The organism is Pseudomonas sp. WS 5010 (assembly GCF_012985565.1).
GTDB lineage: Bacteria > Pseudomonadota > Gammaproteobacteria > Pseudomonadales > Pseudomonadaceae > Aquipseudomonas.
This window is the reverse complement of the sequence record NZ_JAAQWQ010000002.1, coordinates 423,659-442,254: the sequence shown is the minus strand read 5'-3', so window position 1 is coordinate 442,254 and position 18,596 is coordinate 423,659. Positions and strand designations below refer to the sequence as shown.

The window sequence follows — 18,596 nt, the reverse complement described above, 5'->3', positions numbered from 1 at the left end:
GCACAAATAAAAACGGCCTGGACTAGGCCAGGCCGCAAGCATGCATCATACGTGTTACTGCAAAGCGACAGTAACGCGCAGCCGCAATTACTTCAGTACAGCCAGAGCCGCTTCGTAGTTTGGCTCGTGGGCGATTTCGCCAACCAGCTCGCTGTGCAGCACCTTGTCGTTTTCGTCCAGTACCACCACGGCGCGGGCGGTCAGGCCCTTGAGGGCGCCGTCGGCAATGGAAACACCGTAGTCAACGGCAAAATCGGCGCTGCGAAAGTCCGACAGGTTCTTCACGTTTTCCAGGCCTTCGGCACCGCAAAAACGGGCCTGGGCGAATGGCAGGTCGGTGGAGATGCACAGTACAACGGTGTTGTTCAGCTCGTTGGCCTGGGCGTTGAACTTGCGCACCGACGTGGCGCAGGTCGGGGTGTCAACGCTTGGGAAGATGTTCAGTACTTTGCGCTTGCCGGCGAAAGTCGCCAGGGTGACGTCCGACAGATCGCCTGCGGTCAGGGAAAAGTCGAGGGCCTGGGTACCGATTTGCGGCAACTCGCCTTCAACCTGGACTGGGTTGCCTTTGAGGGTGACTTGAGCCATGAACGGAATCCTTATGCTGGGTTGGATGAAACGAATTCGAGAGGCAGAAGTTAACCACAAAGTTCGATTTACACCTATGGCCGTCACAAATTGTCATGACAGCGCCTGGGCCGACGGCTGTGGTTTAATTGCGCCGCTTTTGCCCTGCCCTTGAAGGAGTTCGTCGTTGAAGAATCAGCCTGCCACCCAAGTCCTGGTCATCGGTTACGTCTGGCCGGAGCCTCGCTCCTCGGCAGCTGGCGGACATATGATGCAGATTTTGCAGAGCTTTCTTTCGCAAGGCTGGGAAGTAACCTTCAGCAGCCCAGCCGCTATCGGTGAACACAAGGCCGACCTCGCGGCACTGGGTATTCGCGAATGCGCTATCGAGCTCAATAACCGCAGTTTCGACGACTTTATCCGTGAACTGGCCCCGGATATCGTGCTGTTCGATCGTTTCATGATGGAGGAGCAGTTCGGCTGGCGCGTAGAGAAGCATTGCCCGCAGGCCTTGCGCGTGCTGGAGACTTCGGATTTGCAGAGCCTGCGCGATGCCCGCCAGCAGCGCCTCAAGGATTACCTCAAGCATCAGCCGGATGCTGACGATTTCAGCCCGTTATTCGCCCAGGTCCTGGACCAAGAGTTCCAGAGGATGGCCGACACCGACCTGGCCAAGCGCGAGATCGCCGCGATCTACCGCTGTGATATCAGCCTGATGATTTCCGACGTCGAGATCCAACTGCTCACCGAGCACTTCAAGGTGCCGGCCGCCCTGCTCCACTGGTGCCCGTTGATGATCGAGGCGCCCAGCCAGGCGTTTATTCCTTATGAAGAGCGCGCGCACTTCCTGAGTATCGGCAACTTCCGCCACGCACCCAACTGGGATGCGGTGCTCTGGATGAAAAACAGCCTCTGGCCGTTGATTCGCCAGCAGCTCCCCGGCGCCCAACTGCATATCTATGGGGCCTACACGCCGCCCAAGGCCACTGCGCTGCATAACCCGGCGCAAGGCTTCCATGTGATGAACTGGGCCGAGGACGCGCTGCAAGTGATGTCGGCGGCGCGCATCTGCCTGGCCCCGCTGCGCTTCGGTGCCGGGATCAAGGGCAAACTGGCCGATGCCATGCTCTGCGGCACCCCCAGTATCACCACTTCCATCGGCGCCGAAGGCATGGGCGACGGGCAACCCTGGCCGGGGATGATCGCCCAGAGCGCCACGGCCTTGGCCGCTGCTGCCGTGGCCCTGTACGCAGATCGGCAAGCCTGGACCGAGGCCCAGGCACATGGCGAGCAACTGCTGGCCCGTCGCTATGCCCCGCACAACCACGGCCCGGCCTTGGTCGAGCGCCTGCAACACTGCCTGGGCGAGCTGGCGCAACATCGGCGCGACAACTTTACCGGCAGCATGCTGCGCCACCATCTGCACAAAAGTACCCAATACATGGCGCAGTGGATCGAGGCAAAAAACCGCCCCGTTTAAACAGCGGCGCTGGCGAGGTGACGTGCAACGGGGCATTATCGGCTGCGCAACCACAATAAAAGCGACGCCAGCATGAGCCGAGCAACGCGCATCACCGACCCTTCCTACGAGTTGATGGACGACCACAACGGCCTGTCCATCATCTATCGCCAGCATGGTTTCCCCTGCCCCCTGGTGCGCTGGCACTTTCATAAGGAGTATGAGCTGCACTTGATTGTCGCCAGTTCCGGCAAGGTGTTTATCGGCGACTATATCGGCAACTTCTACCCGCAAAGCCTGTTCCTCACCGGTCCCAACCTGCCCCACAACTGGATCAGCCAGGTGGAGGAAGGCGAAGTGATCACCAAGCGCGACATGCTGGTGAATTTCACCGATCAGTTGCTGGAGGACGGCAGCCAGGTCTTCACCGAGTTCAAGAGCCTGGCGCCCTTGCTGGAGCGCGCGCAGTACGGCATCGAATTTCGCTGCAAGAACACCATCGCCCAGGCCATGACCCTGATGCAACGCATCGAGGATGCCCAGGGCATGGCGCGGCTGGGGCACTTCTTTGTGTTGCTGGAGGCACTCTGTGCCTGTGAGGACTACCTGGTGCTGTCAGGAGGGACTACAGCGCAGTTGGCCGATGAACACAGCATCGACCGGACCAACCGCGCGGTGGACTACATCTTTGCCCACTACGCCCGCGAACTGTCCCTGGAAGAAGTCGCGCAGTACCTGGGGATGAAACCCACCTACTTTTCCCGGGTGTTCAAACAGGCCACCGGGCGCACCTTCGTCGAGTTCGTCAACCGCCTGCGCATCAGCAAATCCTGCGAGTTGCTGGCCGTGGGCGACAAGGCCGTGACCGATGTGTGCTTTGAGTCGGGGTTCAACAACATCTCCAATTTCAACCGGCGCTTCCAGCAGCTCAAAGGCATGACGCCCTCACACTACCGGCGCTTGGCAGTGCAGCGCCTGACGGAACAGAACCTGGCCTGACAGCGACCACTCGTCGCCACTGTCAATTTTGACAGTTATATGCAGCAGCACCTTGGGTGTGTGATGTCCGTGGCCAGTTACCTCTGCACACGGAGCACCCATGATGAAGAACACCGAGTCATCCAACCCGAGCACTTTGCCCTGCCTCCCGGACCCAAGCGTTATCGACGACCTGGACCCGCCTGACGTCAGCGATGCGGTGCGCACGCTGCCAGACGCGGTGCTCGGCCTGGGGATACGCCACACCGAGCCGTGGCTGACCGTGCATTTCCCGCGCTGGACCCAATTGACTGTCGGCGATAGGTTGAACTTCTTCATGGGCAGCAACCGCTTTGCCCTTGTGTCGACGGAAATCCGCGATGAGGATCTGGACAAGACGTCGGTGGCGTTGGTGATTCTCCCGCCATTGGTGCCACTGGGTTATACCTACCCGTGTTTTTACGAGGTCATCCGCAGGGGCAGCGGCACCACCAGCAGCTCGCCCTACGAAACCTGGTATGTCAAGCGCACTCGCCCCGGCGGGGTCAGTAAAGATCCCGGGCTGGCGTATCACACGGAACTGGTGATACACCTGCCACCCGACCTGGAAGGCGGCGTGATAGACCCCCATCGCGCCGCCGAAGGGGTGGAAATGACGATCGACCCTTACCCTAACCTGACCGAAGGCGACACCGTCGAGGTGTATTGGAACGGTTACCCCATTTCCTTGAGGCTTGATGCCGAGCATGTCGCCGGCATCAAGCCGATCACCGTATTGGTCCCGGAATCAATCATCCTGCTGGGCGGCAGTGGGGTGGTGACTATTCGCTTCCGGGCCTACGACAAGGTGTTCAACTTTTCCGGGGAAACCCAGCAATGGTCGAAGGCGGTCACGGTCGTCAGCGACCTGGACCCTTACCTGCTTGACGCTCCGCATTTTGTAGTGGACGGGGACTCCGTTATCGACGTCAACCTCGACATCCACAACGACTTCAATATCGAAATGGTGGTACCGCGGCGCCTGCCCAATGGCGCCTCGACCCCTACAGGCGCGTTGATCGTAGTGACGTTGCGAGGCGCCGATGCCGATGGCCTGCCGTTCGAAAGGACCCTGCCCGCGTTTGCAGCACGCATTGGCCTGTCGTCGTCCGTCGCCGTGGCCCCCCAATACCTGCAGGCGGTGCTCAACGGCCACCTGCAAATCGAGTACAAGCTGACCACGGCCACGGGCGTGTTCCTCGCCTCCTCCCGACGCCTGAATATCACGGTGTTCGGCACCAGGAGCTCGATGCCGCCGATGATCATCGAGCAAAACGAGGGCGGCAACATTGTCCCGGACCATCCTTTTATCAAGGCGATTTTCCCGCGTTACACCCCATACGACCGCAACTACAGCGTGACCCTGCGCATGGAAGCCGTGCGCCCAGGCGGCGGCCTGGTGGTCTACGAAGAAACCCTGTTGGCCGGCGCCGAGCCGCCTCCGGAGCGTTTTCGCATTGTGCTCAAGGAGAATTTCGATCGCTTCGTCGGGCTGGGCACCGTACGGGTGTACTACCTGGTCGACACCGGCACCCTGGGTATCCTGAGCCCCAGTATTCAGACGGTGCGCATGTCAGAGGTGCTGGAAGTCACCTTTGGCCCCCGCTATGCCGATCTGCCATCGCCCCTGATGCAATATGTCGATGAGTTCAACAACCTGGACCCGGCGCGCATCAAAGGTGGTCAGTTGCAGGTAACCCTGCCCTACACGCGCACCGCCAGTGGCGACATTCTGCGCTGGACACTGTTGGGCGCGACCAGCAACGGCACTGCCAGCGATGAGATACGCCTCAACAATGCAACGGCGGGCAAGCCGGTGGTATTCACCCTGGAAGAGGCGTTGATCCGTGCCAGCGAAAATGGCGAGCTGCGCCTGAGCTATTCGCTGGTGCCTGCAAGCGGTGGCGCCACGCTCTACTCGGACGTGTTAGTGGTCACGGTGGGTGCGGCCCTGGACCTGTTGCGCCCAGAGGTATTGCAAGCCCAGCGCTATCCCGACCAACTGTTGCCGGAGGCGGCGCTGAACGGTGCGACCATCACCGTCACCTACCCGCAAATGCTGCCCAGTCACCGTATCCAGGCCTGCTGGAGCGGTATCCCGCAATTGGGCACCTATTGCGAAACCAAGGATGGCAACACCTCCAGGACCCTGCATTTCGAGGTGCCGGCAGAGGTCATCGGGGCCAACCTCAGCGAATACGGGCGTTACATTCAGGTGCAGTACTTTGTATTGCTGGGTGCCCACCAAAAACCTTCGCCGGTATTGAGCCTGAATCTGTTGGCGCCGGTACTGCCCCTGCCCTATATCGAAGGTCATACCAGCAGCGTGCTGAACCTCAGCAACCTGGTCGGCTCCGAGCGCGCCATGGTTGATCGCTGGAACTTTATCAACCGCAATCAACGCATGTGGTTTGAACTGCGCGGCACCTCTGCCAATGACACGCCCTTTGTTGCCGTGCTCTACGACGGTGACCTGGTGACCTACAACGGCGAACAGATCGGGATCCGCCCCCAGGCGCCGGTGGCGCAATTGCGCCAGCTCAAGGACGGCTCACAACTTGTGATGCGCTTTGGGGTGACGTTTGACCAATCGACCGCACAGGCCAATGCACTGTGGTTCCCGGAACGCCGTTACACCGTGCAGGCCATTCCCGCCGAATTTCCAGTGCCCCGAGTGCTCGAGGCCACGGGTTCGGGAGCCGCGGTAATCCTGACACCGCTCAATGCGCAAAACGGGGCGACGGTAGAGGTGGCCTACAGCCCGATGTACACCACCGACAGCCTCACCCTGGAGGTTCTGGGTGGCAGCGGGTCAGGGTCGGTGCAACTGGGGCCGAAAAATGGCGAAGCCGATGGCACGGTGACTTTCAGCCTGCCGGCCGCGTTGATTGCCGCCAATCTGGACAATCGCGACAGCGTGTTCACCGTGCAGTATTCCGTCTTGCGCAACGGCGTGCGCCGTTCGTCAACGGTGTTGAGCGTGACCCTCAAAGCCATTCCGGTGACTGAGCTGAAAAAAACCGTGCTGCGGATCGACGAGGCCGTCAGCGGTGTACTGGATGTGGGCGAACTGGCCGGCAACGCCACGGCAACCGTAGGTACCTGGCCACTTATTGCCAGGGACCAGCCCGTCTGGCTGCGCTTGCTCGGCAACCGGCCCAACGGTGCGGCCCACAACCTGACCCTGTTGGACGGTTCCTACGGCGACCGGGTGACCTCTGGCTGGTTGAGCCTTGGGTATCACCAGCAAACCATCCTCAATAGCTACCTGTCGGACCTGGGCAACAACAGCCAACTGACCCTGCAATTTAAGGTGGCGTTCAACAACAGCACCGAAGAGTCGCGGGCAATTGAGTTCCCGCCGGTCATTTACACCATCCGCAGCCGGATGATCACCGACGAGACGACCTTTACCGGCTCCTTCCTCAATGGTTGGCTCAGCCAGTGGCCCAATACCGGGATCCGCCGCGAGGCAAACGGCAATTACTACCTGCAAGCCGCCCCCTACCCCGGCAGTGGTGTGAGGATTTACAAAACCTTCACCCCCGCCGCAGTGGGCTACTATCGGGTAAGTTTGCGCTTCAGGATCAGCAAGTTCGCGGATATCGGCGGGCCGACCAGTGTATTTATTCATATAGGCAACTTGACCAAGAACGTGGCGATACCCAGCATCAATACGTGGTTGTATGCCGATGTGTATATGGGATATTTGCCAGGCCAGCCATTTGAGGCGTCAATTGCCATAACTAATCCGTCAACCGAGGGTATCTACGATTTTGACGACATCATCATCCAGCAGCGGCCTTATCCAAGTCAAATAACCCTGGAGCAGGAAGACGGGGTCGACTGATCTACTACTCACCCCCTGAAAACACAAGGCCCCCAGTGAAAACACTGGGGGCCTTGTGGGTTTACACGGGCTTACTCACATTGTCTAGTCGCTTCGTTGAACTCTTTGCCGGCCGGGCAAGTGTAGCGATAAATCGTATATTTCTTAGTGTTTGGATTATACACGCAGCGGTAATACCCACCGGCGATTTCGACACTTTTGAAATACCCCTCACGTACGCATTGATCAAAATTACCGGAAGAAGGTGACTGCCCTGTGCATGCACTGACAAACAGTGCGACGACCATGCCAAGAGCAACTTTGTAGAGCCAGTTAATGTCGGGTCTTACGGTGGAATAGTTCATGAACATATCCTCGGTTGGTTGTGCACAACAATTAACCCTTGATTCCTTTAGATCGTCTACTGTCAAAAGTAACAGGTCACCCATGGCACCCACCAAGCAGTGCAAAAAAGTATCAGTGCAAGTGTGTCCAAGGATTTGTCACCGGGCCTGCACAAGGCTGTAATCAACGCACACTCTTCCTGCTGCCCTGGAAGACACAACAACAATAACTGTCCTTCTGCAGCCCTCTGGGCGCAGATACGGAGTGCGCGATGAAGTTCCCAGCAAAAGCCCTGCTTGCCTGTACCTGTATGACCCTCAGCGCCGTCAGCCTGGGTGCACAAACCCTGACCATTGCCACCGTCAACAACAGCGACATGATCCGCATGCAAAAGCTCTCGAAAACCTTCGAGGCCGAGCATCCGGACATCAAGTTGAACTGGGTGGTGCTCGAAGAAAACGTGCTGCGCCAACGCCTGACCACCGACATCGCCACCCAGGGCGGGCAGTTCGATGTGCTGACCATCGGCATGTACGAAGCTGCACTCTGGGGCGCCAAGGGCTGGCTGGAGCCGATGAAGGACCTGCCGGCGTCCTACGACCTGGACGATGTGTTCCCATCAGTGCGCGACGGCCTGTCCGTCAAGGGCACGCTGTACGCCCTGCCGTTCTATGCCGAAAGCTCCATTACCTACTACCGCAGCGACCTGTTCAAGGCCGCCGGGCTGAGCATGCCGGAGCATCCGACCTGGGTGCAGATTGGCCAGTTTGCCGAAAAACTCACCGACAAGAGCAAGGAGCAATACGGCCTGTGCCTGCGCGGCAAGGCCGGTTGGGGGGAGAACATGGCGCTGATCAGCACCCTGGCCAATGGCTATGGCGCGCGCTGGTTCGATGAGAAATGGCAACCCGAATTCAATGGCCCTGAGTGGAAGGATGCGCTGAATTTCTACGTCGACAACATGAAGAAGTCCGGCCCACCGGGCGCTTCCAGCAACGGTTTCAATGAAAACCTGGCGCTGTTCAACAGCGGCAAGTGCGCGATCTGGGTGGACGCCAGCGTCGCCGGTTCGTTTGTCACCGACAAGACCCAGAGCAAGGTCGCCGAGCATGTCGGCTTCACCTTTGCCCCGCAACAGGTCACCGACAAGGGCACTTCGTGGCTGTATTCCTGGTCGCTGGCGATCCCCACCAGTTCCAAGGCCAAGGACGCGGCCAAGGTCTTCAGTGCCTGGGCGACGTCCAAGGAGTACGGCGCGCTGGTGGCCAAGACCGATGGCATCGCCAACGTACCGCCAGGCACCCGCGCCTCGACCTACAGCGAGCAATACATGCAGGCCGCGCCCTTTGCCAAGGTGACGCTGGAGTCGTTGAAAGTCGCAGACCCGACCAAACCGACCCTCAAGCCCGTGCCCTATGTCGGCATCCAGTTGGTGACCATTCCCGAGTTCCAGGCCATTGGCACCCAGGTGGGCAAGTTCTTCGCCGGCGCCCTGACCGGCCAGCAGACAGTCGACCAGGCCCTGGCTGCCGCGCAAACCACCACCGAGCGGGAAATGAAGCGTGCCGGCTACCCCAAATAGCCCAGGCTCACCCTCGTAAATGTAGGAGCTGGCTTGCCTGCGATAGCGGTCGATCAGTTAACTGATTTATCCACTGACAGGCCGCCATCGCAGGCAAGCCAGCTCCTACATTGACCGCACTCCAAGGCTGATTCTGTTTGCCTCCAATGGGTTCTGATTGTCATGAATACGTCTAAAAGCCGCCTGCTCAACCCCGGCTGGTTCCTCGTCAGCCCCTCGGTGGCCCTGTTGCTGCTGTGGATGATCGTGCCGCTGGGCATGACCCTGTATTTTTCGCTGATCCGTTACAACCTGCTCTACCCCGGCGAAAACCAATTCGTGGGCCTGGAGAACTTCACCTACTTCGTCACCGATTCCGGCTTTTTGCCCGGTGCCACCAACACCCTGTTGCTGGTCGGCAGCGTGCTGCTGATCAGTGTGGTGCTGGGGGTGTTGATCAGTGCCTTGCTGGAGGCCAGCGAGTTTTTCGGCCGGGGGCTGGTGCGGGTGTTGTTGATCTCGCCGTTCTTCATCATGCCCACGGTCGGTGCGCTGATCTGGAAGAACCTGATTTTCCACCCGGTGTCCGGCGTACTGGCGGCGGTGTGGAAGTTGTTTGGCGCGCAGCCGGTGGACTGGCTGGCGCACTACCCGCTGCTGTCGATCATCATCATTGTGTCCTGGCAATGGCTGCCCTTCGCGATCCTGATCCTGATGACCGCCATGCAGTCCCTGGACCAGGAACAGAAAGAAGCCGCGCGCCTGGACGGTGCCGGCCCGATTGCGATCTTCTGGCACCTGACCCTACCGCACCTGGCCCGGCCCATTGCCGTGGTGGTGATGATCGAGACCATCTTCCTGCTCTCGGTATTCGCTGAAATCTTCACCACCACCAACGGCGGCCCCGGCTACGCCTCGACCAACCTCGCCTACCTGATCTACAACCAGGCGCTGGTGCAGTTCGACGTGGGCATGGCCTCGGCCGGCGGCTTGATTGCCGTGGTCATTGCCAATATCGCGGCGATCATCCTGGTGCGGATGCTCGGCAAAAACCTGACTGACAAGCCTTGAGGGCCGCGCCATGACGCTTCAACAATCCCGCCGCCTGCAAAGCCTGTTGCTCGGCACCCTGGCCTGGGCCATCGCGATCGTGATTTTCTTCCCGATCTTCTGGATGGTGCTCACCAGTTTCAAGACCGAAATCGACGCGTTTGCCACACCGCCGCAGTTCGTTTTCACGCCCACCCTGGAGAACTACCTGCACATCAATGAGCGCAGCAATTACCTAAGCTTCGCCTGGAACTCCGTGGTGATTTCCTTCAGCGCCACCGCCTTGTGCCTGCTGATTGCAGTGCCGGCGGCCTACTCCATGGCGTTCTACGAAACCCAGCGCACCAAGGGCACGTTGCTGTGGATGCTGTCGACCAAGATGCTGCCACCGGTGGGCGTGCTGATGCCCATTTACCTGCTGGCCAAGAGCATGGGCCTTTTGGATACGCGCATCGCGCTGATCATCATCTACACCCTGATCAACCTGCCGATTGTGGTGTGGATGGTTTACACCTACTTCAAGGACATCCCCAAGGACATCCTCGAAGCCGCGCGCCTGGATGGCGCCACCTTGTTGCAGGAAATGCTGCGGGTGCTGCTGCCCATCGCCAAGGGCGGCCTGGCGTCCACCGTGTTGCTGTCGCTGATCCTGTGCTGGAACGAGGCGTTCTGGTCGCTGAACCTGACCTCCTCGAATGCCGCACCGTTGACCGCGCTGATCGCCTCCTACTCCAGCCCCGAAGGTTTGTTCTGGGCCAAATTATCTGCCGTCTCGACCCTGGCCTGCGCGCCGATCCTGATCTTCGGCTGGATCAGCCAGAAGCAACTGGTGCGCGGCTTGTCCTTTGGCGCAGTGAAATAACGACCCCTTATAAAAAGGAGGCCCATCATGGCCAACCTGAAAATCACCAATCTGCAAAAAGGCTTCGAAGGTTTCTCCATCATCAAGGGCATCGACCTGCAAGTGAACGACAAGGAGTTCGTGGTATTCGTCGGGCCGTCGGGCTGTGGCAAGTCGACCCTGCTGCGCCTGATTGCCGGCCTTGAGGAAGTGACTGAGGGCACCATCGAACTGGATGGCCGCGATATCACCGAAGTGACCCCGGCCAAGCGCGACCTGGCCATGGTGTTCCAGACCTACGCCCTGTACCCGCATATGAGCGTGCGCAAGAACATGTCGTTTGCCCTGGACCTGGCCGGCGTCGACAAAACAATCGTCGACAGTAAAGTCAGTGAAGCGGCACGCATCCTGGAGCTGGGTCCACTGTTGGAGCGCAAGCCCAAGCAGCTGTCTGGCGGCCAGCGTCAGCGCGTGGCCATTGGCCGGGCGATTGTGCGTAACCCGAAAATCTTCCTGTTCGACGAGCCGCTGTCCAACCTCGACGCCGCCCTGCGCGTGCAAATGCGCCTGGAGCTGGCGCGCCTGCATAAAGAACTGCAAGCCACCATGATTTACGTGACCCACGACCAGGTCGAAGCCATGACCCTGGCCGACAAGGTGGTGGTACTCAACAGCGGGCGCATCGAACAGGTCGGCTCGCCGCTGGAGCTGTATCACCAGCCGGCCAACCTGTTTGTCGCAGGCTTTCTGGGTACGCCGAAAATGGGTTTTCTCAAGGGCCAGGTCACCCGGATCGAGGGCCAGGGCTGCGACGTGCAACTGGACGCCGGCACCCTGATCAGCCTGCCCTTGAGCAGCGCCAGCTTGCGCGTGGGCAGTGCGGTGACCCTGGGCATCCGCCCCGAGCACCTGGAACTGGCCGCGCCGGGCGATACCACCCTGACCGTCACCGCCGACGTGGGCGAACGCCTGGGCAGCGACACGTTCTGCCATGTGCTCACCACCAGCGGCGAGCCGCTGACCATGCGGATCCGTGGCGACATGGCCAGCCAGTATGGCGAGACCCTGCAACTGCACCTGGACCCGGCGCACTGCCATCTGTTTGACACCGACGGTGTGGCCGTGGCCCGCCCACTGCGCGCTGCCGCCTGATTTCGCGAGATTTTCTGATGAAACTCAATAAGCAAAACCTCACGCAGCTGTCGCCCGAAGTGCGCCTGCCCGCCTACACCATCGCCGATACGCGCCAGGGCATCGCCCATATCGGCGTCGGCGGTTTCCACCGTGCGCACCAGGCGTATTACACCGATGCCCTGATGAACACCGGCGACGGCCTGGACTGGAGCATCTGCGGCATCGGCCTGCGGGCCGAAGACCGCAAGGCGCGCGATGACCTGGCGGGCCAGGATTATCTGTTTACCCTGTACGAACTGGGCGATACCGACGACACCGAAGTACGAGTGATCGGTGCCATCAGCGACATGCTGCTGGCACAGGACGGCGCCCAGGCCTTGATCGACAAGCTGGCCAGCCCTGCAATCCGCATCGTCTCGCTGACCATCACCGAGGGCGGCTACTGCATCGACGATAGCAACGGTGAGTTCATGGCCCACCTGCCGCAGATCCAGCATGACCTGGCCCACCCCGACGCCCCCCAAACCGTGTTCGGTTTTATCTGCGCAGCCCTGACCCAGCGCCGGGCGGCGGGCGTGCCTGCCTTTACCGTGATGTCCTGCGATAACCTGCCGCACAACGGCGCCGTGACTCGCAAGGCGCTGCTGGCGTTCGCCGCATTGCGCGATGCCGAGCTGCATGACTGGATCAAGGAGCATGTGAGTTTCCCCAACGCGATGGTCGACCGCATCACACCGATGACCAGCACCGCGCACCGTTTGCAACTGCATGATGAACACGGCATCGACGATGCCTGGCCGGTGGTGTGCGAACCCTTTGTGCAATGGGTGCTGGAAGACAAGTTCGTCAACGGCCGCCCGGCCTGGGAACAGGTGGGTGTGCAATTCACCGACGACGTCACGCCGTATGAAGAAATGAAGATCGGCCTGCTCAACGGCAGCCATCTGGCCCTGACTTACCTAGGGTTTCTCAAGGGCTACCGGTTTGTCCACGAGACCATGAACGACCCGCTGTTTGTCGCGTATATGCGCGCCTATATGGACCTGGACGTGACCCCCAACCTGGCGCCGGTGCCGGGCATTGACCTGGGCGAGTACAAGCAGACCCTGGTGGACCGCTTCTCCAACCAGGCGATTGCCGACCAGTTGGAGCGGGTGTGTTCCGATGGCTCCTCGAAGTTTCCCAAGTTCACCGTGCCAACCATCAACCGCCTGATTGCCGAGGGCCGCGACACCGAGCGGGCGGCACTGGTGGTGGCAGCCTGGGCTTTGTACCTGCAAGGCGTCGACGAGAACGGCGTGCGCTACCGCATCCCCGACCCCCGCGCCGACTTCTGCCGGGCGCTGGTGGCGGATGACGCCTCGATCAGCCAGCGCTTGTTGGGTGTGGAAGAGATTTTTGGCACGGCGATTCCCAATTCGCCTGAGTTTGTGGCAGCGTTCGAGCGGTGTTTTGTCAGTTTGCGCGATAACGGTGTCACAAAGACCTTGAAACGACTTACCGACTGAAGAACCCCACATTGCTCGGGTTTTCACCCTGTTTTCTGCTGAGTAACCACCATGCCCCGCCAATCTCTGTTTCTTGGTATCGACTGCGGCACCCAAGGCACCAAGGCCATCGTCCTCGACGCCGCCAGCGGCCGGGTGCTGGGCCTGGGCGCCGCGACCCACAGCCTGATCAGCGGCGCCAATGGCCGGCGCGAGCAAGACACCACGCAATGGCTGGACGCCTTTACCCAAGCCACCCACCGCGCCTTGCAGCAAGCCGGCGTGGACGGCCAGGACATTCTCGGCATCGGCGTGTCCGGCCAGCAACATGGCCTGGTGCTGCTCGATGAGCAGGGCCAGGTGCTGCGCCCGGCCAAGCTGTGGTGCGACACCGAGACCAGCGCCGAAAACCTGCGATTGTTGCACTACCTGGGCGGTGAAAGCGGCTCCCTGGAGCGCCTCGGGGTGGCGATTGCGCCGGGCTACACCGTGTCCAAGCTGTTATGGACCCTGGAGCAACACCCGGATGTGTTCGCACGCGTCGCCCATATCCTGTTGCCCCACGACTACCTCAATTATTGGCTCACCGGCCGAGCCTGCGCCGAGTATGGCGACGCCTCGGGCACCGGCTATTTCAATGTCCGCACCCGGCAATGGGACCTGCCATTGCTGCGGCATATCGACCCCAGCGGGCGCCTGGAAGCGGCGCTGCCAACCCTGATAGAAGCCAATCAGGCGCTGGGCACTGTGCTGCCGGCCATCGCCAAGCGCCTGGGGATCAACCCCGGGGCCATTGTGTCCAGTGGCGGCGGCGACAATATGATGGGGGCGATCGGCACCGGCAATATCAAGCCTGGAGTGTTTACCATGAGCCTCGGTTCGTCGGGCACCCTGTATGCGTTTGCCGATCAGCCGACTGTCAGCGCCCAGGCCGCGGTGGCGACATTCTGTTCCTCCAGCGGCGGCTGGCTGCCGCTGATCTGCACCATGAACCTGACCAATGCCACCGGGGTCATCCGTGAGCTGTTCGAGCTGGACCTGGTGGCGTTCAACGCCCTGGTGGCCCAGGCGCCGATTGGCGCCGAGGGCGTCTGCATGCTGCCGTTTCTCAATGGCGAGCGCGTACCCGCCCTGCCCCACGCCACCGGCAGCCTGCACGGCCTGACCATGACCAACCTGACCCGTGGCAACCTGTGCCGCGCGGTGGTCGAAGGCACCACCTTTGGCTTGCGCCAAGGCCTGGACCTGTTGCGCCAGACCGGCCTGCAAAGCCACAGTATCCGCCTGATCGGCGGCGGCTCGAAAAGCCCGGTGTGGCGGCAGATGGTCGCCGATATCATGGACACCGAAGTGATCTGTACCGAACAAAGCGAAGCGGCAGCCCTGGGCGCGGCGATCCAGGCCGCGTGGTGCCAGTCCGGCGAAAGCCTGGAGGGGCTGTGCGCGCGGTGCGTGAGTGTCGACCCGGCCAGTCGCACCCAGCCCGTCGCCGCCAGCGTCAGGGCGTACCAGCAGGCCTATGAACGCTATCAACAGCATGTGGCAACCCTTTAAGAGCGAATAATTATGTATCTGGTGTGTGGCGAAGCGCTGTTTGATTTTTTCAGCCAGGAGGATCCCAGCGGGCAGGCCTCCAAAGTCAATTTCAAGGCGCTTGCCGGCGGTTCGCCGTTCAACGTGGCGGTGGGGCTGCGCCGTTTGGGGATCGAGGCCGGGCTGTTCGCCGGGTTGTCCAGCGACTACCTGGGCCAGCGCCTGCGCCAGGTGCTCGAGGATGAAGGGGTACACGACGAGTACCTGTTGGAGTTTGCCGCGCCGACCACCCTGGCGATGGTCGCCGTGGGTGCCAACGGCTCGCCGCAGTACAGCTTTCGCGGCGAAGGCTGTGCCGACCGGCAGTTGCAGATCGAGCATTTGCCCGCCCTCGATGCGCAGGTACGCGGCCTGCATTTTGGTTCGTTTTCGTTGGTGGTGCAGCCGGTCGCCGATAGCCTGCTGGCCCTGGCCCGCCGGGAAAGCGGCAAGCGCCTGATCAGTCTCGACCCGAATGTACGCCTGAATCCCGAGCCGGATATCGAGGTATGGCGCCAGCGCGTGGCCGAGTGGGTGCAGCATGCCGACCTGATCAAGGTCAGCGATGAAGACCTGCACCTACTCTACCCAGGCCAGGCCCCCGAAAGCGTGCTGCAAGGCTGGTTGCAGCAGCGCTGCCAACTGGTGTTCCTGACCCGTGGCGGCGATGGCGCGAGCGTGTTCAGCCGCCAGCATGGCAGTTGGTCGGCACCGGCCGTCAAAGTGGTGATGGTCGATACCGTGGGCGCTGGCGATACCTTCCAGGCGGCCTTGATCGCCTGGCTTACCGAGCAGCAGTTGGATTCGGTTGAGGGGGTGCAGGGGCTGGCCCGGGAACAGATCGACAGCATGCTCAAGTTCGCCATTCGCGCCGCCGCGCTGACCTGTGGCAAGACCGGGCCAGACCTGCCCTATCGCCAGCAATTAAACGCTTAGATACAGGCATAACTGCACAGTGCTATCACTGCAGGCCACGGATTTCGTGGCTTTCAGCCTTGCCTTAAACATTGCGATTCATCCCAGGCTGTACTAGACCCTAGTTACGTATATTTTTCCTACATGGGCAGGGATGATCGATGAGCAATGAACGGACTTTTTTCAAGCCAGCCGTTTTTGTAGTCGGCATTCTTTCACTCCAGACTCCTGCCCAGGCCGCATGCGTCCTCACCCCAGGCAGTGGCGACGACAGCTATACCTGCGACAGCGGCACCTCGGCAGGCGGCCTGACCGACGTATCCGGCAACAACAGCCTGACGCTGCCCACGGGGGGCTCCGGCACCGTCAATGGCAATGTGCTGTTCGGGCCGGGCGTCGATGGGGTCCAGATGAACTCCGGCAGCATCGTCGGCTCGGTGACCCAGGGCGACGGCGCCGATCGCTTCCAGATCAACGCCGGGACCGTCACCGGGGCAGTCTCCCAGGGCAACGGCATCGATGACTTTGTGATGGGCGGCGGGCAGATCCAGTCCCTGGCCCAGGGCGATGGGCGCGACACCTTCACCATGACCGGCGGCACCATCGTCGGCGCCTTTGAAGACGGCGATGTGGCCAGCCAGAGCGCCGGGACCATCGGCCGGGTGGACATGAAGCTGGACAACAACATCTATGACCTGTCCGGTGGCGCAATCCTCGGCAACCTGGTGACTGGCTTTGGCACCGACCGGATCAGCGTGTCCGGCGGCACCATTGGCGGCAACATCAGTGTCAGTGGCGGCAACGACACCCTTCTCGTCAGCGGCGGCGTGATCAACGGCGAGATCCGCGCCAGCCTCGGCAACGACACCTTCGAGTGGCGTTCGGGCGGCGTGATCAAGTCTGCGGTGCTGATGGGCGACGGTGACGACACGGCATTGCTGGCCAACCTCAACGAAACCCTGCTTGGCAGCACCCCCTCGATTGACGGTGGCCTGGGCAATGATCGCTTGGCCTTCGACAACACCACCTCAGGCAATGCTGGCCGCTATATCGGCTGGGAAACCTTCGACCTCAACAATGGCTCGCGCCTGGACCTGACGCAGGATCTGTTCCTGGGGGACAACACCAGCGGCACCGGGGTGTTGTCCATCGATAACAGCAGTGTGCTGGCGGTGACCCAAGGCAGTATCCGGCCCTACACCGCAGGCCAGTTGGCCACCCTGAACAATGCCGGGACCATCGACATGGCCAGCGCCAGCAACAGCGCCACGGATTCGTTGACGGTGCACGGCAACTATGTCGGTAACAACGGCCAGTTGTGGCTGCAAACGGTGTTGGGCGACGAGACCTCGGCCACCGACAAGCTGGTGGTGTCCCAGGGCACGATCGGCGGTAACACCCAGTTGGCCGTGAGCAACCTGGGCGGCCTGGGTGGGTTGACCCGCAACAATGGGATTGAAGTGGTGCAGGCGCTCAATGGCGCGACCAGCAGCAGCGACGCGTTTGCCCTCAAAGGCGCGGTGTCGGCCGGGGCCTATGAGTACTTCCTGTTCAAGGGCGGCGTGACGGCCGGTTCGGAGAACAGTTGGTATCTACGCTCTTCCGTGGTGGCCGTGCAGCCACCCGCCGTGCCCACGCCGCCGGTGGTGCCACCGGTGATCGTGCCAGAACCCCCTATCCCGGCCGTGCCTCCGGTGGTCGGCCCCGACGAGCCTTTGGTCGAACCCCCTACCGCGCAGCCCGTGGCTCCCGTCGAGCCTGCGCCGCCACCACCAACCCAGGTCCCGGCCGAGGTCTCGCCAACCCCTGCCGACTCCACGCCGCCCTTGCCCACCGCCGTGGCCGGCGCCGAGCCGATCCCGCTGTATCGCGTCGAGGTGCCGGTGTACTCGGTGGTGGTTCCGGCGGCCCAGCGCATGACCTTGCAGGCGCTTGGCACGTTCCATGACCGCCAGGGCGAGCAAAGCCTGTTGGGCGAGACCGGTACCGCCCCGGCTGGCTGGGGCCGGGCCTATGGCAGTGACTTCAAGCAGAGTTGGTCCGGCACGGTGTCGCCGAGTTTCGACGGTTCCGTCAAGGGTTATCAGGTGGGCCATGATCTCTATGCCTGGGCCACCGATGGCGGGCAACTCCAGCGCCTGGGGCTGTTTATCGGGCAAAGCCGCCTGCAGGGTGACGTCAAAGGCTTTGCCCTGGGTTTTGAAGACCAGCGTTCCGGGCAAGTCAAACTCACCGGCGACAACGTCGGTGCTTACTGGACGTTGACCGATCCCAAGGGCTGGTACGTAGACCTGGTGGCCATGGGCACGCGCCTGGACGGTGACAACAAATCCGAGCGCGGGATAAAGATGGATACCAAAGGCCATGCGCTGGCCCTGTCTGCGGAGGCGGGCTACCCGTTCGCCGTTTCCGCGAACTGGGTGGTGGAGCCACAGGCCCAGGTGATCCACCAACAGATTGACCTCGACCGCCAGAATGACGGGATCTCCAGTGTGTCCTTCGACTCCCAGGATTACTGGACCGGGCGCGTGGGTGCCCGCTTGAAAGGTCGCTACCTGCTGCAAGACACCCCCGTTGAACCCTACCTGCGGGTCAACGCCTGGCGCACGTTCGGTGGCAGCGACACGGTGACTTACGATGACATTGATCGGATCAAGACTGACCACAAGTCAGCCTATGCCGATCTGGGCGTCGGCGTGGTCGCCAAACTGTCCGCCAGCGTCAGCGTGTACGTAGCCGCCGACTACAGCACCCAACTGGACACCAACACCCTGGAGGGCGTGAGCGGCAACACCGGCATCCGCATGAGCTGGTAGCGG

At 61.3% G+C, this 18,596-nt stretch carries 13 protein-coding genes; 11 read left to right on the top strand and 2 right to left on the bottom strand.

The features are described 5' to 3' along the window. Positions 1-87: 87 nt before the first annotated feature. Complete coding sequence (gene tpx / locus HBO11_RS06795; protein ID WP_169951804.1) at positions 88-588, bottom strand: thiol peroxidase; 501 nt, start codon at positions 586-588, stop codon at positions 88-90. Between the two features lie 166 nt (positions 589-754). On the opposite strand from tpx, the gene HBO11_RS06790 reads away from it, so the two are divergent. The 3 genes from HBO11_RS06790 (at position 755) to HBO11_RS06780 (ending at position 6,893) form a co-directional block, all read left to right on the top strand. Continuing rightward, on the top strand, positions 755-2,047 hold the full coding sequence (locus tag HBO11_RS06790; RefSeq protein ID WP_169951806.1) for a glycosyltransferase: 1,293 nt from the start codon (positions 755-757) through the stop codon (positions 2,045-2,047). A 72-nt stretch (positions 2,048-2,119) separates the two neighbouring features. Further along, positions 2,120-3,025 carry an AraC family transcriptional regulator gene (locus HBO11_RS06785; RefSeq protein ID WP_169951808.1) on the top strand — a complete coding sequence of 302 codons (906 nt, stop codon included), beginning with the start codon at positions 2,120-2,122 and terminating at the stop codon, positions 3,023-3,025. A gap of 100 nt (positions 3,026-3,125) precedes the next feature. Continuing rightward, complete coding sequence (locus tag HBO11_RS06780) at positions 3,126-6,893, top strand: hypothetical protein (protein ID WP_169951810.1); 3,768 nt, start codon at positions 3,126-3,128, stop codon at positions 6,891-6,893. A 71-nt stretch (positions 6,894-6,964) separates the two neighbouring features. Here HBO11_RS06780 and HBO11_RS06775 read toward each other — a convergent pair whose 3' ends face one another. After that, positions 6,965-7,237, bottom strand: a complete 273-nt coding sequence (locus tag HBO11_RS06775; RefSeq protein WP_169951812.1) for a chitin-binding domain-containing protein — start codon at positions 7,235-7,237, stop codon at positions 6,965-6,967. A 251-nt stretch (positions 7,238-7,488) separates the two neighbouring features. Here HBO11_RS06775 and HBO11_RS06770 point away from each other — a divergent pair, with 251 nt between their 5' ends. From HBO11_RS06770 to HBO11_RS06735, 8 genes are all read left to right on the top strand, one after another. Beyond that, positions 7,489-8,799 (top strand): sugar ABC transporter substrate-binding protein, encoded by a 1,311-nt coding sequence (locus HBO11_RS06770; RefSeq protein WP_169951814.1) that lies wholly within the window; start codon positions 7,489-7,491, stop codon positions 8,797-8,799. 162 nt (positions 8,800-8,961) lie between these two features. Continuing rightward, a complete protein-coding gene (locus HBO11_RS06765) occupies positions 8,962-9,849 on the top strand; it encodes a sugar ABC transporter permease (RefSeq protein ID WP_051903031.1) in 888 nt (295 codons plus the stop codon). 10 nt (positions 9,850-9,859) lie between these two features. Continuing rightward, positions 9,860-10,690 (top strand): carbohydrate ABC transporter permease, encoded by an 831-nt coding sequence (locus tag HBO11_RS06760; protein WP_169951816.1) that lies wholly within the window; start codon positions 9,860-9,862, stop codon positions 10,688-10,690. A gap of 27 nt (positions 10,691-10,717) precedes the next feature. Next, positions 10,718-11,821: a sn-glycerol-3-phosphate ABC transporter ATP-binding protein UgpC gene (gene ugpC / locus HBO11_RS06755; protein ID WP_169951818.1), complete on the top strand. Its 1,104-nt coding sequence runs from the start codon at positions 10,718-10,720 to the stop codon at positions 11,819-11,821. A 17-nt stretch (positions 11,822-11,838) separates the two neighbouring features. Next, positions 11,839-13,311, top strand: coding sequence for a mannitol dehydrogenase family protein (locus HBO11_RS06750; protein ID WP_169951820.1), 1,473 nt, complete (start codon positions 11,839-11,841; stop codon positions 13,309-13,311). A gap of 51 nt (positions 13,312-13,362) precedes the next feature. Next, positions 13,363-14,844 (top strand): xylulokinase, encoded by a 1,482-nt coding sequence (gene xylB, locus HBO11_RS06745; RefSeq protein WP_169951822.1) that lies wholly within the window; start codon positions 13,363-13,365, stop codon positions 14,842-14,844. A gap of 12 nt (positions 14,845-14,856) precedes the next feature. Continuing rightward, positions 14,857-15,798 (top strand): carbohydrate kinase, encoded by a 942-nt coding sequence (locus tag HBO11_RS06740; RefSeq protein ID WP_169951824.1) that lies wholly within the window; start codon positions 14,857-14,859, stop codon positions 15,796-15,798. 140 nt (positions 15,799-15,938) lie between these two features. After that, the gene (locus tag HBO11_RS06735) at positions 15,939-18,593 is read left to right on the top strand and encodes an autotransporter outer membrane beta-barrel domain-containing protein (RefSeq protein ID WP_169951826.1); all 2,655 of its coding nucleotides are present in this window, start codon (positions 15,939-15,941) and stop codon (positions 18,591-18,593) included. Positions 18,594-18,596 lie beyond the last annotated feature (3 nt).